The following is a 13,115-nucleotide window of genomic DNA, read 5'->3' as shown; positions in this document are numbered from 1 at the left end:
CAGGTTGTGGATGTGAGTGCCGCCGCAGCCACCAGGTCTACAGTTGATGTATGGCTGCCAGCCGCAATCCGCTCGATGACCTGCGAGAAACAATCGGCCATCTGGCCAATCAGCTCAAGCTGCCCGGTTCGGAGCGTGTTGACGACCTGGTGGGCGATCTCATCGGTGCAAGGCCCGGGCCCGCCCGGCCGCTGTCCGAGGTGCAGGCCGATCTCGATGCGCTGGTGGGACTGGAAACCGTGAAGGAACAGGTGCGGGCCCTCGTCGCCTTGCTGCAGGTCCAGGCCCGCCGTAAAGCCCACGGCCTGCCGGAGGTGGCCACATCGCAGCATCTGGTGTTCCTCGGAAACCCGGGTACGGGCAAGACCACCGTGGCGCGGCTCCTGGCCGAAATGTACCGCGCGGTCGGTCTGCTGCAGAAAGGTCACCTGGTGGAGGTCGACCGCTCGGGCCTGGTGGGGCAGTATGTCGGGGCGACCGCCATCAAGACGGATCGGGTGATCCGGCGCGCCCTGGACGGAGTCCTGTTTATCGACGAAGCTTACGCGCTGGCCCCGGAGGACGGCCGCATGGATTTCGGCCCCGCGGCCATCGAGGTCCTGCTCAAGCGGATGGAGGACCACCGCCACCGTCTGGTGGTGATCGTGGCAGGGTATCCGCGCCTGATGGAATCCTTCTTGCTCTCCAACCCCGGCCTGCGCTCCCGATTCGCCCGCGAGATCACGTTCCCCGACTACTCCGTCGACGAACTCCAGACGATCTTCCGCCAGATGTTGGACCAGCACGAGTACACGCTGGAGCCTGGTGCGGACCAGATGCTGCGCCGTATCCTCGCCGGGCTCCACGCGAGTGAGGACTCCGGCAACGCACGCTTTGCCCGCACGCTGTTCGAACAGGCGCTCAACCGCCAGGCGCTGCGTCTTTCGCTCGACGAGGAACGAAGTCTCGACGACCTCGACCGCGAGGCCGTCATGACGCTTACCGCAGATGACATCGTCGAGGCGGCCCTCGCTTTGGGTGAGGAACCGGAGCCGGAACCGACGCCGGAACCGGAACCGTCACGCTGGTGGCGCTGGTTGGCCTGACCTGACCAACATGCCGGAGACGCGGGCCGCGAAGGCGAGGACGGTGGCTGAAAATTCCATCACGTCCGTCGCCGCGCGCTGGCCGTGACCGCCGTCGTGTTCTGAGAGCAGCCACGCGGATCCACCGTGGCGGCGGACAGCGTCCACGAAGTCGACGGCGGCATGGTTGTCCACACGCTCGTCGCGGCCCAGGACGCAGCAGAGAATGGGAGGTGTGCCCGCCGGGGACTGCAGTCCCGCCGCCACTTGCAGCGGAGAGTAGAGTGCCCTTTCCTGCTGGGAGCACTCACCGTCGGCACCGAACTCGTGGAGCCATTGCGTTCCCAACCCGTGGCGGTCAAGATTCACCGTATCCAACAGGGGTGCCACGGCCACCACGCCACCAAAGGAAGCCGGTGATAGCAGGGCAGCCGATGTCACAACGAGGCCACCATGCGAGGCCCCGAACGCTACCGTCTGAGCTGGCGTGGTCCACCCGGCCGCGGCGAGAAACTCGGCAACGTCCACCAGGTCGAGGACGGTACGCAGCTTGCGGGGGCCGCGGCCGGCGTCATGCCAGGCGTCGCCGAGTTCTCCGCCGCCGCGCAGATGCGCCGCAACATACACGCCGCCGCTTTCCAGCCAGGCCGGCACGCTCGGCTCGGCTTCGGTGCGATGCTTGACGCCGAACCCGCCGTAGCAGGTGAGGATGAGCGGCAGGGGACGGAGCGGCAGGCCGTCGGCAGCAAGGTCCGCCGCGCGTACGGACACGGTGAGGGGGATGTCGACGCCGTCACGCCCCTTTGCGAAGAGGCGTCGGTGAACGAAGCGCTGGGGGTGGAGCGGCAAGGGGACCTCGGCTGGGGGCAGCTCGAGACAGTACACGCCGGATGGCCGTTCCGGTGATGCTGAATGCATCCACAGGACGTCGTTACCAGATGCCGCATGGACAGCGAAGGATGTCACATGTTCCGCGGGGGAAAGTCGGTGTACGGGTGTCCCATCCAGTAGAACTGTCGTGCCCCTGCAGGACTCCGCCAGCGTGAGTCGGCTGGGAACGGGGGCCGGAGCGTCAACCCATGTTTCGTCCCGCCACTGCCATGATCTGCTGTCCCTGCCGGGCGTTGCTGCGGTGATTCGAAGCATTCCCTCCCGAAGTGACAGGGAGAGGCGCGACCCGCTGCCCTCGGATTCAAGCGTCCCAGGAAGGGGAATCTCCGTCCGTCCACCGGTTCTAAGGTCTGCGGAGGTGATTCTCTGCTGGGGTGGCTTACCGGAGAGGATCCACAGAGCGGCTCCGTTGGGTTCCCAAACCGGTGCCGAACACCATGCCGAGATGCCTGGAATCCGGACAGGGGCGGTGTCTTCGGCAAGGATCCACAGCCCGGCGAGCTCTGTCCGGGGAGTGCTCAGCAGGGCAGCGACGGTGAGGCCATCGGGCGACAGCGTGAATCCGCGGACCACAGATCCTGGCGGTGCCGGCAATCTGACGCCGACCCGGGACACGATGTCCCGGACCTTCCAAGCTGCACGGAGCTCGGGCTCGGATGCCACATGCAAGGACGGGAAGGCTTCACCGAAACCGCGCCAGGTGTACGCTGCTCGCCCGGATTGGACCTGGGGCAGGCCTTGCCGTGGAGATGAATCCCACCGTTCCAGCAATGCGCGGAACCGGTCCTTCAGCTCGAAGCCCGGGATGCTCCCTCCGGGGGTGGTGTCCACGCCGCTCACCGCCCAACCGTGTCGCCGGGGAGGTTGCGCGCCGTAGAGAGCCAGGCGAGGTGCCCGCCGTCGTGCAATGGTGTATCAAGGTGGTGCGTTATCAGGGGCGCTCCGGGCATCAGGGTGTCCACGAGATGGAGCTCGCCGTGGCCTCCACGGGTCACGGCGACAAGCTCGGAATCAGGCGAGGCTGCGATGGCCCTCCGCTCGGCGTTGTCCCACGGCTCGTGGCCCGGCCTGGGGGCGCCGTCCATCGCCGGGAGACGCCAGATGGCGCGAAGCTCCAGTTTCTCGGATGAGCGCAGCTCATGCATGGTGAGTTCGTCGCCGTCCGGGTGGATCCGCGCGGCGGCAATGCCTGTGGCGGTGAGCGCGAACCTGAAGACCAGCCCCGGTCCCAGCGGGGCGGTGCGTGTCAGTCCTGTATCCACATGGTGCACCCATAGCGCGTTTGACCATGCGGTCCAGTTGCGCGGTTCCTCTCCACCATTGCGCAGGACGGCCACCACGATTCGCTTTTCAGGGCAGAACCTGAGGAAGTAGGCCCTTCCGGCGATGCCCCACGGCACGGTTGGCAGGGTCTTCGGTTGCGGTTTACGGATATCGAAGCGTTCCAACCCTGGTCCTGTGGCCACGAACATGGTGCCGGTGAGGGGATCGAAGGCGTCGCCGTGTCCATCGGAGGAGACTCCGACCTTCAGGCCCTGCAGGGGTGGGCAATGGATCCCTTCGGCCAGGATGCGTTCGACGCTGAAGGACTCGATGGCACCCGGTTCGCGGTGGCGTACGACGGCGACCGGACCGTCGGGCGTTTCACCCACCACTACTCCCGGTTCCCCAACCCGGGTGCGGATACGGCGGGAGGCAGGGCCGCCGTCTGACTTCAGGTCAACGATGGTGAGCAGGTCGCTCCACGGTTCCCATGAGAGGCCGAGGCCGGTGGTGACAGCGACGTACCGGCCTGTCGGATCGCAGGCCAGGTGTTCACCCGGAATGGCCACCGGGAAGAGTAGGTGACTCGTATCAGTGAATCCATCCACGATCACCAGAGCACCGCCGGCGTCGTCGACGAAGGCGCACTTCCCGGAGCCCAGGGGCAGGATGCCCGCATGTTCTGCCAGGACTACGGAATCGAGGCTGCGGTGAATGGTGCCACTGGTCGGGTCCATGAATGCCACGGATGCCGCGTTCTGGTCTGCGACCATCAGGATTTCGTCTCTCAAAAGTGCTCCCTTGTCGTTAATTTGAGAATCATTCTCATTAACTATAGTGTGGCGATGTCGCCGCAACAGCGGTGTCGACCAACACCATCGAAAGGAGACCAACCATGGAGAAGACCACGGTTCTGGTTGAAGTTGAAGAGACCGAGCAGCTGGCGCACCTGTCGGCGACGCACTCGAACGCACTGGTCGAAAACCCCTTCGACTAGTCACTAAGCCAGGGGGCGGGCGCGCCGGCGAGCCCGCCCCCTTAGTTTTGCCACCGCCGGCGGCCAGACCCATCCGGAGGACCATGGAACACGCAGTAGACACTTTCGACGTTGACGGACGGATCACGGTCCGCAGCGGTGACGGCATCTTCTTCCGGGTACCCGGAGGAAGCACCCCGGGAACGAATGGCGGGGCCGCTGACAGGATACGGGCGGAGCTGCTGGAACGACGCTTGGCCGGGCAACGTCCCGCGGCCGGCCGGGAACGTGTCAGCGTTGCGGGGCCGGGAGCAGGTGGGGTGGTTGGTGCCCTTGAGGCGGCCGGCGTGCTGGCCACTCCGTGGGACGACGCCCAGGATCCTGCTGTTCCAGGCCTGCTGATTCATCTCCCTTCCTCGCCGGCAGAGCGGACGCGTTTCGATCACCTCCCCGCCGCCGGAACCGCTGTGCTGCGCTGTTACGCGGAAGGCGAACTGGTGTTCCTCGATCCACTGGCACTTAGCCCCCGGGATCCTTCGAGCACACAGGTTCTCCGCCGCAGGCTTGCAGCATCCGCTGCCGCAGCCGAGTTGAAAGCCTGGCTCCAGACGCCCGCGGCAGCAACGGAACTTTCACTGCCGGACACGGCGTGGAGCATGGTCATCGCCCGGGTGCTGGGCACCGTCAAGGCATGGCAGTCTGAATCCGCCGCGCTTCAACCCCTCAGGCGGACACTGTGGCGGCTGGACACGCGAACGCTGGCGGCCAGCGAACACCCGGTCCTACCCTTTCCCGAACCCGCCTTTCTGGCTGGCGGCTTGCCGCTGCCGCGGCGATGACTGAAGCCGCGCCGGAACTGCTGGCCGTGACCACGGACGACGGCGTTCGGCTTGCCACGGACCACTACCGCACTGGACCGGATGGGTCTGCCCTGGGAACGGTGCTGATTCGAACGCCCTATGGCCGGGGCGGCTGTTCCGGGCAAGCACGGGCTTGGCTGCGCGCCGGATACTCAGTCCTGGTGCAGGACGTCCGTGGCCGATACGACTCGGAGGGCGATTGGGAACCCTATGACTCCGAGGGCAGTGACGGGGCGGCGGTGGTGCACCGTCTGGCCGACCACGGGGTACTGTCGGGGCCGTTGATCCTGGCGGGCGCCTCCTATGACGCACACTGCGCCGTGGAGTGCGCGCGGGCACTGGAAGCGGCGCGGACCATGAATGGACAGCGGGCCGTTACGCCTTTCGCCGTGCTGGCGATGGTCCCGGCCTTGGGCCTGTACGAGACAGCCCATGCCCCGGATGGTCGCCCACGCCTCCTGGACAGGATCGGCTGGTGGCATCAACACGGCTTCGCCGGAGAATCCCGCCCACCCCTTGCCAAGACCGAACTGCGCCGCCGGCATCTGCTGGCCAGGAGTTCAGGCATGGAATGGGTCAGGGAAAGCCTGGTCAAAGACTCCGAGTACGGCAGTGGTTCCGCGGCCAAGTGGCGGAGGCTCTGGGAGGCGCCGCCGCTCGATCTGACCGCCCGCTACGGAAACCTGACATCGCCGTTGTTGGTCATCTCGGGGAACGAAGACTTCTTTACTGCCGAGGCGTTGAGCTTGGCAGAAGCGTGGGGCAGCACGGCCACCGGGACCCGGGTTGAAACGCTCTGGGGGCCCTGGGGCCACCGCCTGTCCAACGACCTCAATGCCGAAACCGCCGTCGCGTTCCGCAGGGAGGGCGGACTGATGGCCCGCATTGAGGCGTTCCTCGCGGGTGTCGCATCAACGGCACCTGACAATTCCCGCACGGCCTGGCTATGGGGACAGTCCCCAGTCCACCCCACCTGGGCTTGGTGGCCTACCACTACCGAACACCTACGACGCCACGGAGAACCATGACCGCAACAGCTGAAACCCTGGGCCTTCTGCCCTTGCACACCCTCGTCGACGAACAAACGGGAATCATCCGGCGGGTACGGTCGGTACTGACTCCGGAGAACGCGCCGCCTGCGTACACGTCCATGACGGCAGAGGTATCCAACGCGCGGTGGCTCGGCGATTGGCCAGCAGACCGGGTGAGCCTGGGCACCACGTTCGGTGACCCCCGGCAGGCGTGGATTGCAGCTGTCGCGGAGGGCATGGAACGTTACTGTGGCAATTTCATTCCAGCTGACCTCCCCGCGCATGAGTACTTCGCCGGAACCCGGGATGAGCTGGAAGCGTCCGGACGTGCCGCCGTCGGACTCCATGAACTGCCGCACTTCGCACCCTGGCAAGAGTCGCGCAAGGACTTTCCCTACCGGAACCTCCAGCCGCACACACAGACGCTATGGACCGCATGCCGGCGGGAGTCGGACCAGGCCGAGGCGTGGCTACCGGCCAGCCTCACCCTGCTCAACTGGCGGCAGCAGCGATTCCGGGACCTGCCCCGCATCCATCATCTGAACTATGCAGGTATTGCAACGGGCCAGGGGCGCGCTGACGCGAAGGACCGGGCAGTGTTGGAAACCATCGAACGCGACGCCCTGGAACTATGGTGGCACCTGGACGGACCGACCCGCGGGATCCGGACTGAGAGCATCCCCGGACTCGCCAACGACATGGCCGGATGCCGGCTGGAGTACTGGGTGGTTGAAATGCCCAGCGAATTCGCACCCTGTATGGCAGCGCTGGTCTACGACCCCGAGACCGGCCTCTATGCGGCCGGTTTCTCATGCAAGAACGATCCGATCGAGGCCGCACGCAAAGCCGTCCTCGAAGCCGTCCATACGTGGATCTACTCGCAAGGCGCCAAGGACGCCGACGGATGGGTTTTCCAGGCTGTAGAGGCTGGACTTATGGCCAAGGGTCTCTACTTGGAGCACCGCGAAGACCGAAGATATTTGGACTCCGTGGGGCCGGACTTCGAGTTTGTCCGCGATTTGGGAGCACATGTCCAGGTGTGGCTGGATCCGCGAACGCACCACCTCGCCCAACGGTTTACTGAGCCGGCTTGCGGAATGGTGGACATCGACGCCGTGCCCTATGTTTCCATGCCGGAGCTGTACAGCCGACTCGAAGCTGCCGGCCATACCGTCTATACCCGCGACCTGACCACCTCGGATGTTGCGGTCACGGGCCTCAGCGTGGTTCGTGCCGTGGTTGGCGGGCTGGTCCCCAACGCTCCCGCGGCGTTTGCCTACCTGGGATGTCCCCGGATCGGAACGGCAGCCCTTCAACGCGGGTGGAGGTCCACGGCCCCGGAACTGCCGCAGCACTTCACGCTCACCCCACCACCCCACATGTAACCCATGAACTTACCCGAGTATTTGGCACCCGAAAGTTTCGCCCGCGCCTGGGCCCCCGAAGTGCCCGGTCCCATGCAATCCCCGGGTCCCCGGCACAGTCCTGCTCCTGGTGCCAAGGAAGAACGTCCCGGGTCCTCCGGGATACCCATAGCGGCCCTGATGCGCGCAGTGTGGTGGAGCGGTGACTTCCACCTCAATCCCGCCACTGGCCAGCCAGGCAAAGTACGGAAACGGCCTGTGCCCTCCGCCGGGGGCTGTTACCCGGTGCAGCTCCATGTTCTCTGCGGTGACGGTTGCGATGTTCCGAAGGGGAGGTATGTCATCAGCAGCAGCACCGGCGGGCTGCGACGTCTGGCCTACGACGACGAAGTTCACTGCGACGAAGTTCACCACGGTGCCGGCAGCCGCCAAGGCGTCGGCAATTACCGCGGCACGTCCGGACAGCCGCCCGAGGTGGGCGCCGTCGTCGTCCTCACTGTGCTGCCGCAGCGCACCGCGGCGAAGTACCACCACCGAACCGGTCCGTTGCTGATAGCCGACGCAGCCTACGCGGCCCTCGCCCTGGTGCACCATGCGAGCGCACTGTCGGTAGGTGCCAACTGGAAGATCCTGAGCCCCGGGCCATGGACGGCATTCCCACAGGAGACCGCCTTGGCATGCGTGGCGCTGGGTACGTCAGTCCCGGCAACGGGAGTCGCGGGGGTGTCAACACATCAGTTGGCCCGGCGCCGCAGCGCCGATGTCTTCGCGCCGCGCACAACGCCACGCATGTCCCCGGCTCTTGACGTCCGCAGCATGGTCGCAGCGGCCGAGCGAGGGATCGTACCGCCGAAGCCAGCGTCCTGCCGCATGCGCTTGATCGATGATGCGGGACTCGATGATCCACTCCTGGCCCAACACTGCGCAGGCCAGCACTGGATCCGGAACCTCGACGCTTTGCTGATCTTCGAGACGGAGACGCTGCCCGATCTCGACGCGATGTGGTGGGCATCAGCAACAGCCGCGCATTGCCTCTACACCGCACTGGGTACGGACGTTGCGATCGACTTCCGGCCGGTCGGCGGCTGGACCAGTGCCCGGGGCGGCTGGACTGCCCTGCACGGACTCGGAATGCTGCACCAACACACCCACCACACGAACGAAAGGGCCGTGCATGCTGGTCAATAAAAGACTCCTTCAATTGACCAAGGGAAACAGGGTCCGGCTTGCGGGAGTCACGGCGCTGCTGTTCACCGCCACCGCAAGCTACTGGGTGCAAGCATGGTTCCTTGCCCACGCCCTCGCGGCACTGGTGGGGCTCATGCAAGGAACGGCAAACCCCGACGGCGGCCCCGGCGGCCCGCTGCTGACGCCCCTTGCAGGCGTCCTGGCCTGCGGTATGGCCCGCCTTGTCCTGCTGCAATTCCATGCACGGCTGGCGGGCACGCTCGGTTCGGCGGTGCGGCTCGAACTGCGGCGCTCGCTGGCGGAGCGACTGCTGCAGCCCGACCGCTTGCGGGACACCTCCGACAGGTCAGGAGCCCGCCGCCTGGCACTCAGCGAAGGCGTCGACGGGGTGGACAACTACATCAGCAACTACATTCCCCACGCCTTCCAACTGCAGCTTGTAGTGCCACTGCTCCTGCTCTGGATTGCGTGGTTCAATCCGATGTTGGCGGGAGCCCTGTTCTTGGCCGTGGCTGTCGCGGTTGGTGCGCCGAAGCTATGGGGCAAAGTCCTTTCTGCGCGAGGACAGCGCCACTGGGACAGTTACGAAGCCCTGAGTGCCGACTTCCTGGAGGCACTCCAAGGAATGCGAACACTGAAGATCCTGCATGCCGTTCCGCGTATCCGGGACAAGCTCAACCGCCGTTCCCAGGAGCTGCACCGCGCCACAGTGTCCACCATGCGCACCTCCCTGGTGGACACGGCACTGGCGGACTTGGGTATCCAGGCAGGTATGTTGGCCGCGGCGGCATTGGCGGCCTACTCAGTCCTCAATCCCGGCAGCACCCCGGCTGCGACGCCAGCGATGACCTACTTCCTGCTCATGCTCGCCGGTGAGGTGTTCCGCCCGGTCCGGGACCTCGCCCGCCAATGGCATGCCGGCTATCTGGGCCTCTCCGCACTGGGGAGCATCGACGCGGCCGGAGGTACAAGCCAGACCACTCCGGCACGCAAGGCTCCCTCCCGCCATGAGCCAGGTGCCGCCGTCGGGCTTCCCGAAAGCCTGCGTCTTGAGGACGTGAGTTTCCGGTACTCCAGTGAAGACCCCTGGGTCCTTCACAACGCCTCTGCTGAGTTCCACCGGGGCAGCCTCATCGCGCTCGCAGGCCCGTCCGGCTCCGGCAAAAGCACACTGTTTGACCTGCTGCTCGGCTTCCTGAACCCCGACTCCGGCAGCATCACCATGGACGGACGGCCCCTTGTGCCGGCCGACATCAGCGTGGTCTCCCAACGCAGCTACCTGTTCCCAGGAACCGTCAGGGAGAACTTCAGCATGGTTGCCCCCGCCGCAACCGAAGGACGGATGCAGCACGTCCTTGCTGCCGTCGGTCTCGCAGGGGAACTGCAACCCGACGGGTTGGACACGCGGCTGGCCGAAGCGGGAGGATCCGTCTCCGGCGGACAACTCCAGCGGCTGGCCATTGCCCGGGCTCTCTTGGTGGACAGGCCGGTCCTCCTGCTGGATGAGCCTACGTCGGCCCTCAACCAGCAGCTGGCCGCACACGTCCTCACCGGGCTGAGGGAGGTGGCCCGGGACAGGATCGTTCTCATGATCGCCCACCGCCCGGAAGCCTTGGCCGCAGCGGACACCGTCCTCCGGATGGACGCCGGCACTTTGTACCCGTCCAACCAACCGAAAGCAGCACAGCTATGATCGCCAGCATCCGCCATAACCCCCTTCTGGGCCTGGTTCCCCACATGGCTGGTGAGTGGTCCGGGATGGCGTGGACCGCCGTCGTGGGTATCCTCAATAACCTGGCGCTCATTTTCCTGGCCGTCGTTGGTTCGTACGTGGTGGCACTGGCGGTTCTGCGGCAGGATGTCGCGGCGCCGGGATGGTGGGCGGCCGGAATCGTTGCCGTCATTCTCCGGGCAGTCCTTACATGGCACGAGATGGATATCTCCCACAGCATTGCCTACCGAATCCTGGCTGCGCTGAGAATGGCACTTTTCGATGGTTTCGCCCGGGGTGTTCCGGCCCGACGGCCGGGGCAGCACACGGGGAAGCTGGCAGCGACGGCCATGGGAGATGTGGAGAAGCTCGAGTTCTTCTATGCCCACACCGTTGCCCAGCTGGCCGGATCGTCTGTCCTTTTCGTGGCCGGTGTTGGGTTGCTGGTTCCGTTGGGCCTGGACGTGGCCGTTGCCCTGTTGTCCGGGTTCGTGGCGCTCATCGCTGTGACGTTGCCTGGTCTGAGGCGAGGAGCGGAGTTGGGTGCCCAGGTCCAGGATGCGAAGGCCGCTGTGTCCGTCCTGGCAGTGGACCTGCTGTCTGGAACCCGCGAAATTTTGGGCTTCGGACTCATCCCACAGGCACAGGCGCAGTTGGCCGAACGGAGCCGGGCCGTGGATTCGGTGCAGCGGAAGCTGAGCGCATTCTTGGCACTTGGCTCGTCAGCGCGGGAATTGTGCGTGCTGGGAACCGTCGTCGCGGTATTTCTCGCCGCTGTCTCAAAGCCGGGTGTGGACCCTGTGTGGATTCCGGCACTCGTCGCGGGGACGCTCACCCTGCTGGCACCAGTCGCCGAAGGCGTCGCAACCGTCACACAGCTCCAACCCCACCGCGCGAGTGCCCTGCGGGTGCTGGAGGGAATCAGCCTCGCCGCTACTGTTCCGGAGGTGGAAGCGCCGGTGGCGTTCAACCCGAGCGGACCGTTGGGCGTTGACGTCCGGGACGTCGAGTTCACGTACGACGGCGGGACACCGGCTTTGCGGCGTACCTCGCTTTCCGTAGCACCTGGCGAGCATGTGGGAATCAGCGGTCCATCGGGGGCTGGAAAGACGACCTTGGCCCGGCTCCTGCTGCGCCTATGGGTGCCGGACTCCGGGACTATCACGTTCGCTTCCGGAGATGGCAGGACGGTGGATTCATGGGCGCTACCGGAGCCTTCCTTCCGCCGAATGGTCACCCTTGTGGAGCAGGATTCCCCGGTCTTCCACGGTTCGGTACTGGATAACATGCACTTGGCGGATCCGGCCGCCACGGAGGAGGATGTCCTGGACGCGCTGGACCGGGCCGGGCTCCCTCTGGGCGGGAAACGGTGGACTTCCGGCGTGGACACACTCATCGGTGAACAGGGAATGAGCCTGTCCGGGGGAGAGCGCGCCCGCTTCTGCCTGGCCAGGGCGCTCCTGCTGAAACCGAAACTCCTGGTGCTGGATGAGACCACCGCCAGCCTTGATGCTGCCTCTGAGCGCGCGCTGCTGGACGCCGTCTCCAGACTGGCCGGAGAGACCACGGTCATCACCATCTCGCACCGGGAGTCGACGTTGGCGGCCTGTGATCGGAGGGTGCAGTTGGGGGTTTGACTTAGTCGTGGCTTTCCCACATGCAGGTGGCGCCAAGGTTCTCACGAACCTTGGCGCCACCTGCTTTCTGATCTAGAAGGCTTCCGGGTGGAGGCCCTTGGCTATCTGCTCTACGGCGCGGATGTTGCCCCAAGTACCGGGCATCACATCGTCCGAGTTCACTGCAACCAGGCGGTCACTCTTTACAGCGGCGACCTGCGGGAACTTCTCCTTCAGGAACGTGCGGGTTGCTTCTTCGTGCGCCTTGTCCAGGGTGGTGAAGACGATGACCTCCGGGTTCTTCTGCACCAGGGTCTCCGGGGAAATAAGCGCAGAGAAAAAGGTCGCGAATGCTTCATCGGACGGGCTGAAGAGATTGTCCCCGCCTGCGGTCTTGATCATGTCGTACTCCAGGCCTGCACCAATGGCCGCGATCGAATTTCCCTCGACGAACAACTCAACCACTGTGGGCTTTTGCTTTCCGGCAACAGCTTTGTTGACGGCGCTCAATGCGGTGGCTGCCTCGTCCCGGACAGCCGTGGTTTTTGCTCCTGCTCCAAAAACGGCGCCGATCTTGTCGATGTCGGTGAGGATGTCCGTGACTTCTGCCTTGCTTCGGCGCTCCTGGCAGCCCGCCGTGGCGATGTACGCTTCCGCGCCCGCTTGCTTCAGCTGTTCGATGCTGGCGAAGCCTTGCTCGGCAGTGAATTCGTAAGCCGTGGGTGAGTACACAAAATCCGGATTTGCTCCCAGCAGTACTTCCCGGGACGGCGGCATCTGGTCGCTGAGTTGCTTCACGTCCCCGCGAGCCTTCAGCTCCGGTTGCAACTCCCTGCCTTTGGTCTGTGCCTCGGCCACCACCTTGTGGGCCAAGCCGAGCTTCACCAGCAATTCCGATTGGCCAGGGGTCATGGCAACCACCCGGTCCGGTGCAGCGTCGAATGTCAGGGTGCGGCCGCAGTTTTCGATGCTGCCGGCGGATGCAGATGCGGGTGCGGTCCCGGCCTTCTGGGTAGCCGGCGACTGGCTGACGGCCTGGCCACAGCCGGCCATCAAGAGCGCCGCGAGCGCCATGGCGCCCAGGGTCGGAGCGGATTTGGGCAGGGCGGATTTGGGCAGGGCGGCTTTGGGTAGGGCGGATCGATTCATGG

The 13,115-nt window shown here is 65.4% G+C and carries 11 protein-coding genes; 8 read left to right on the top strand and 3 right to left on the bottom strand.

Annotated features, from left to right (window positions below):
- The first annotated feature begins 50 nt into the window (after positions 1-50).
- On the top strand, positions 51-1,085 hold the full coding sequence (locus ACR30Z_RS07720; protein WP_434371927.1) for an AAA family ATPase: 1,035 nt from the start codon (positions 51-53) through the stop codon (positions 1,083-1,085).
- Here ACR30Z_RS07720 and ACR30Z_RS07715 read toward each other — a convergent pair.
- Both ACR30Z_RS07715 and ACR30Z_RS07710 read right to left on the bottom strand, forming a co-directional pair.
- A complete protein-coding gene (locus ACR30Z_RS07715) occupies positions 1,059-2,795 on the bottom strand; it encodes a prolyl oligopeptidase family serine peptidase (protein ID WP_434371925.1) in 1,737 nt (578 codons plus the stop codon). The two genes, ACR30Z_RS07720 and ACR30Z_RS07715, sit on opposite strands and share 27 nt — an antisense overlap.
- Positions 2,792-4,009 carry a hypothetical protein gene (locus ACR30Z_RS07710; RefSeq protein WP_434371924.1) on the bottom strand — a complete coding sequence of 406 codons (1,218 nt, stop codon included), beginning with the start codon at positions 4,007-4,009 and terminating at the stop codon, positions 2,792-2,794. The genes ACR30Z_RS07715 and ACR30Z_RS07710 overlap by 4 nt, the downstream gene beginning before the upstream one ends.
- A 104-nt stretch (positions 4,010-4,113) precedes the next feature.
- On the opposite strand from ACR30Z_RS07710, the gene amiA reads away from it, so the two are divergent.
- From amiA to ACR30Z_RS07675, 7 genes are all read left to right on the top strand, one after another.
- Entirely contained in the window at positions 4,114-4,215 is a 102-nt protein-coding gene (gene amiA / locus ACR30Z_RS07705) for a streptamidine family RiPP (protein ID WP_242703463.1), read from the top strand.
- 83 nt (positions 4,216-4,298) lie between these two features.
- A complete protein-coding gene (locus tag ACR30Z_RS07700; RefSeq protein WP_434371922.1) occupies positions 4,299-5,033 on the top strand; it encodes a hypothetical protein in 735 nt (244 codons plus the stop codon).
- Positions 5,030-6,082 carry a CocE/NonD family hydrolase gene (locus tag ACR30Z_RS07695; protein ID WP_434371920.1) on the top strand — a complete coding sequence of 351 codons (1,053 nt, stop codon included), beginning with the start codon at positions 5,030-5,032 and terminating at the stop codon, positions 6,080-6,082. Before ACR30Z_RS07700 ends, ACR30Z_RS07695 begins: the two co-directional genes overlap by 4 nt.
- Complete coding sequence (locus ACR30Z_RS07690; protein ID WP_434371918.1) at positions 6,079-7,470, top strand: YcaO-like family protein; 1,392 nt, start codon at positions 6,079-6,081, stop codon at positions 7,468-7,470. Before ACR30Z_RS07695 ends, ACR30Z_RS07690 begins: the two co-directional genes overlap by 4 nt.
- A 3-nt stretch (positions 7,471-7,473) precedes the next feature.
- Entirely contained in the window at positions 7,474-8,637 is a 1,164-nt protein-coding gene (locus ACR30Z_RS07685; RefSeq protein WP_434371916.1) for a hypothetical protein, read from the top strand.
- Positions 8,638-8,650: 13 nt separating this feature from the next.
- Positions 8,651-10,330, top strand: coding sequence for an ABC transporter ATP-binding protein/permease (locus ACR30Z_RS07680; protein WP_434371914.1), 1,680 nt, complete (start codon positions 8,651-8,653; stop codon positions 10,328-10,330).
- Positions 10,327-11,985 (top strand): amino acid ABC transporter ATP-binding/permease protein, encoded by a 1,659-nt coding sequence (locus tag ACR30Z_RS07675; RefSeq protein WP_434371912.1) that lies wholly within the window; start codon positions 10,327-10,329, stop codon positions 11,983-11,985. The genes ACR30Z_RS07680 and ACR30Z_RS07675 overlap by 4 nt, the downstream gene beginning before the upstream one ends.
- A gap of 72 nt (positions 11,986-12,057) precedes the next feature.
- Here the strand turns inward: ACR30Z_RS07675 and ACR30Z_RS07670 are convergent, their stop codons facing one another.
- Positions 12,058-13,113, bottom strand: coding sequence for an ABC transporter substrate-binding protein (locus ACR30Z_RS07670; protein WP_434371910.1), 1,056 nt, complete (start codon positions 13,111-13,113; stop codon positions 12,058-12,060).
- Between the last annotated feature and the right edge of the window lie 2 nt (positions 13,114-13,115).

Origin of the sequence: Paenarthrobacter sp. FR1 (assembly GCF_051106045.1) — a bacterium.
Taxonomy (GTDB): Bacteria; Actinomycetota; Actinomycetes; order Actinomycetales; family Micrococcaceae; genus Arthrobacter; species Arthrobacter nitroguajacolicus_A.
Note: the sequence above shows the minus strand (reverse complement) of the source record. Positions and strands in the feature narration are given on the sequence as shown.

What these genes read in the sequence shown, in the direction of transcription:
- ACR30Z_RS07695 (WP_434371920.1), top strand. Translation starts at nt 5,030, where the DNA reads ATGACTGAAGCCGCGCCGGAACTGCTGGCCGTGACCACGGACGACGGC.
- amiA (WP_242703463.1), top strand. Translation starts at nt 4,114, where the DNA reads ATGGAGAAGACCACGGTTCTGGTTGAAGTTGAAGAGACCGAGCAGCTG.
- ACR30Z_RS07720 (WP_434371927.1), top strand. Translation starts at nt 51, where the DNA reads ATGGCTGCCAGCCGCAATCCGCTCGATGACCTGCGAGAAACAATCGGC.
- ACR30Z_RS07690 (WP_434371918.1), top strand. Translation starts at nt 6,079, where the DNA reads ATGACCGCAACAGCTGAAACCCTGGGCCTTCTGCCCTTGCACACCCTC.
- ACR30Z_RS07685 (WP_434371916.1), top strand. Translation starts at nt 7,474, where the DNA reads ATGAACTTACCCGAGTATTTGGCACCCGAAAGTTTCGCCCGCGCCTGG.
- ACR30Z_RS07675 (WP_434371912.1), top strand. Translation starts at nt 10,327, where the DNA reads ATGATCGCCAGCATCCGCCATAACCCCCTTCTGGGCCTGGTTCCCCAC.
- ACR30Z_RS07700 (WP_434371922.1), top strand. Translation starts at nt 4,299, where the DNA reads ATGGAACACGCAGTAGACACTTTCGACGTTGACGGACGGATCACGGTC.
- ACR30Z_RS07670 (WP_434371910.1), bottom strand. Translation starts at nt 13,113, where the DNA reads ATGAATCGATCCGCCCTACCCAAAGCCGCCCTGCCCAAATCCGCCCTG.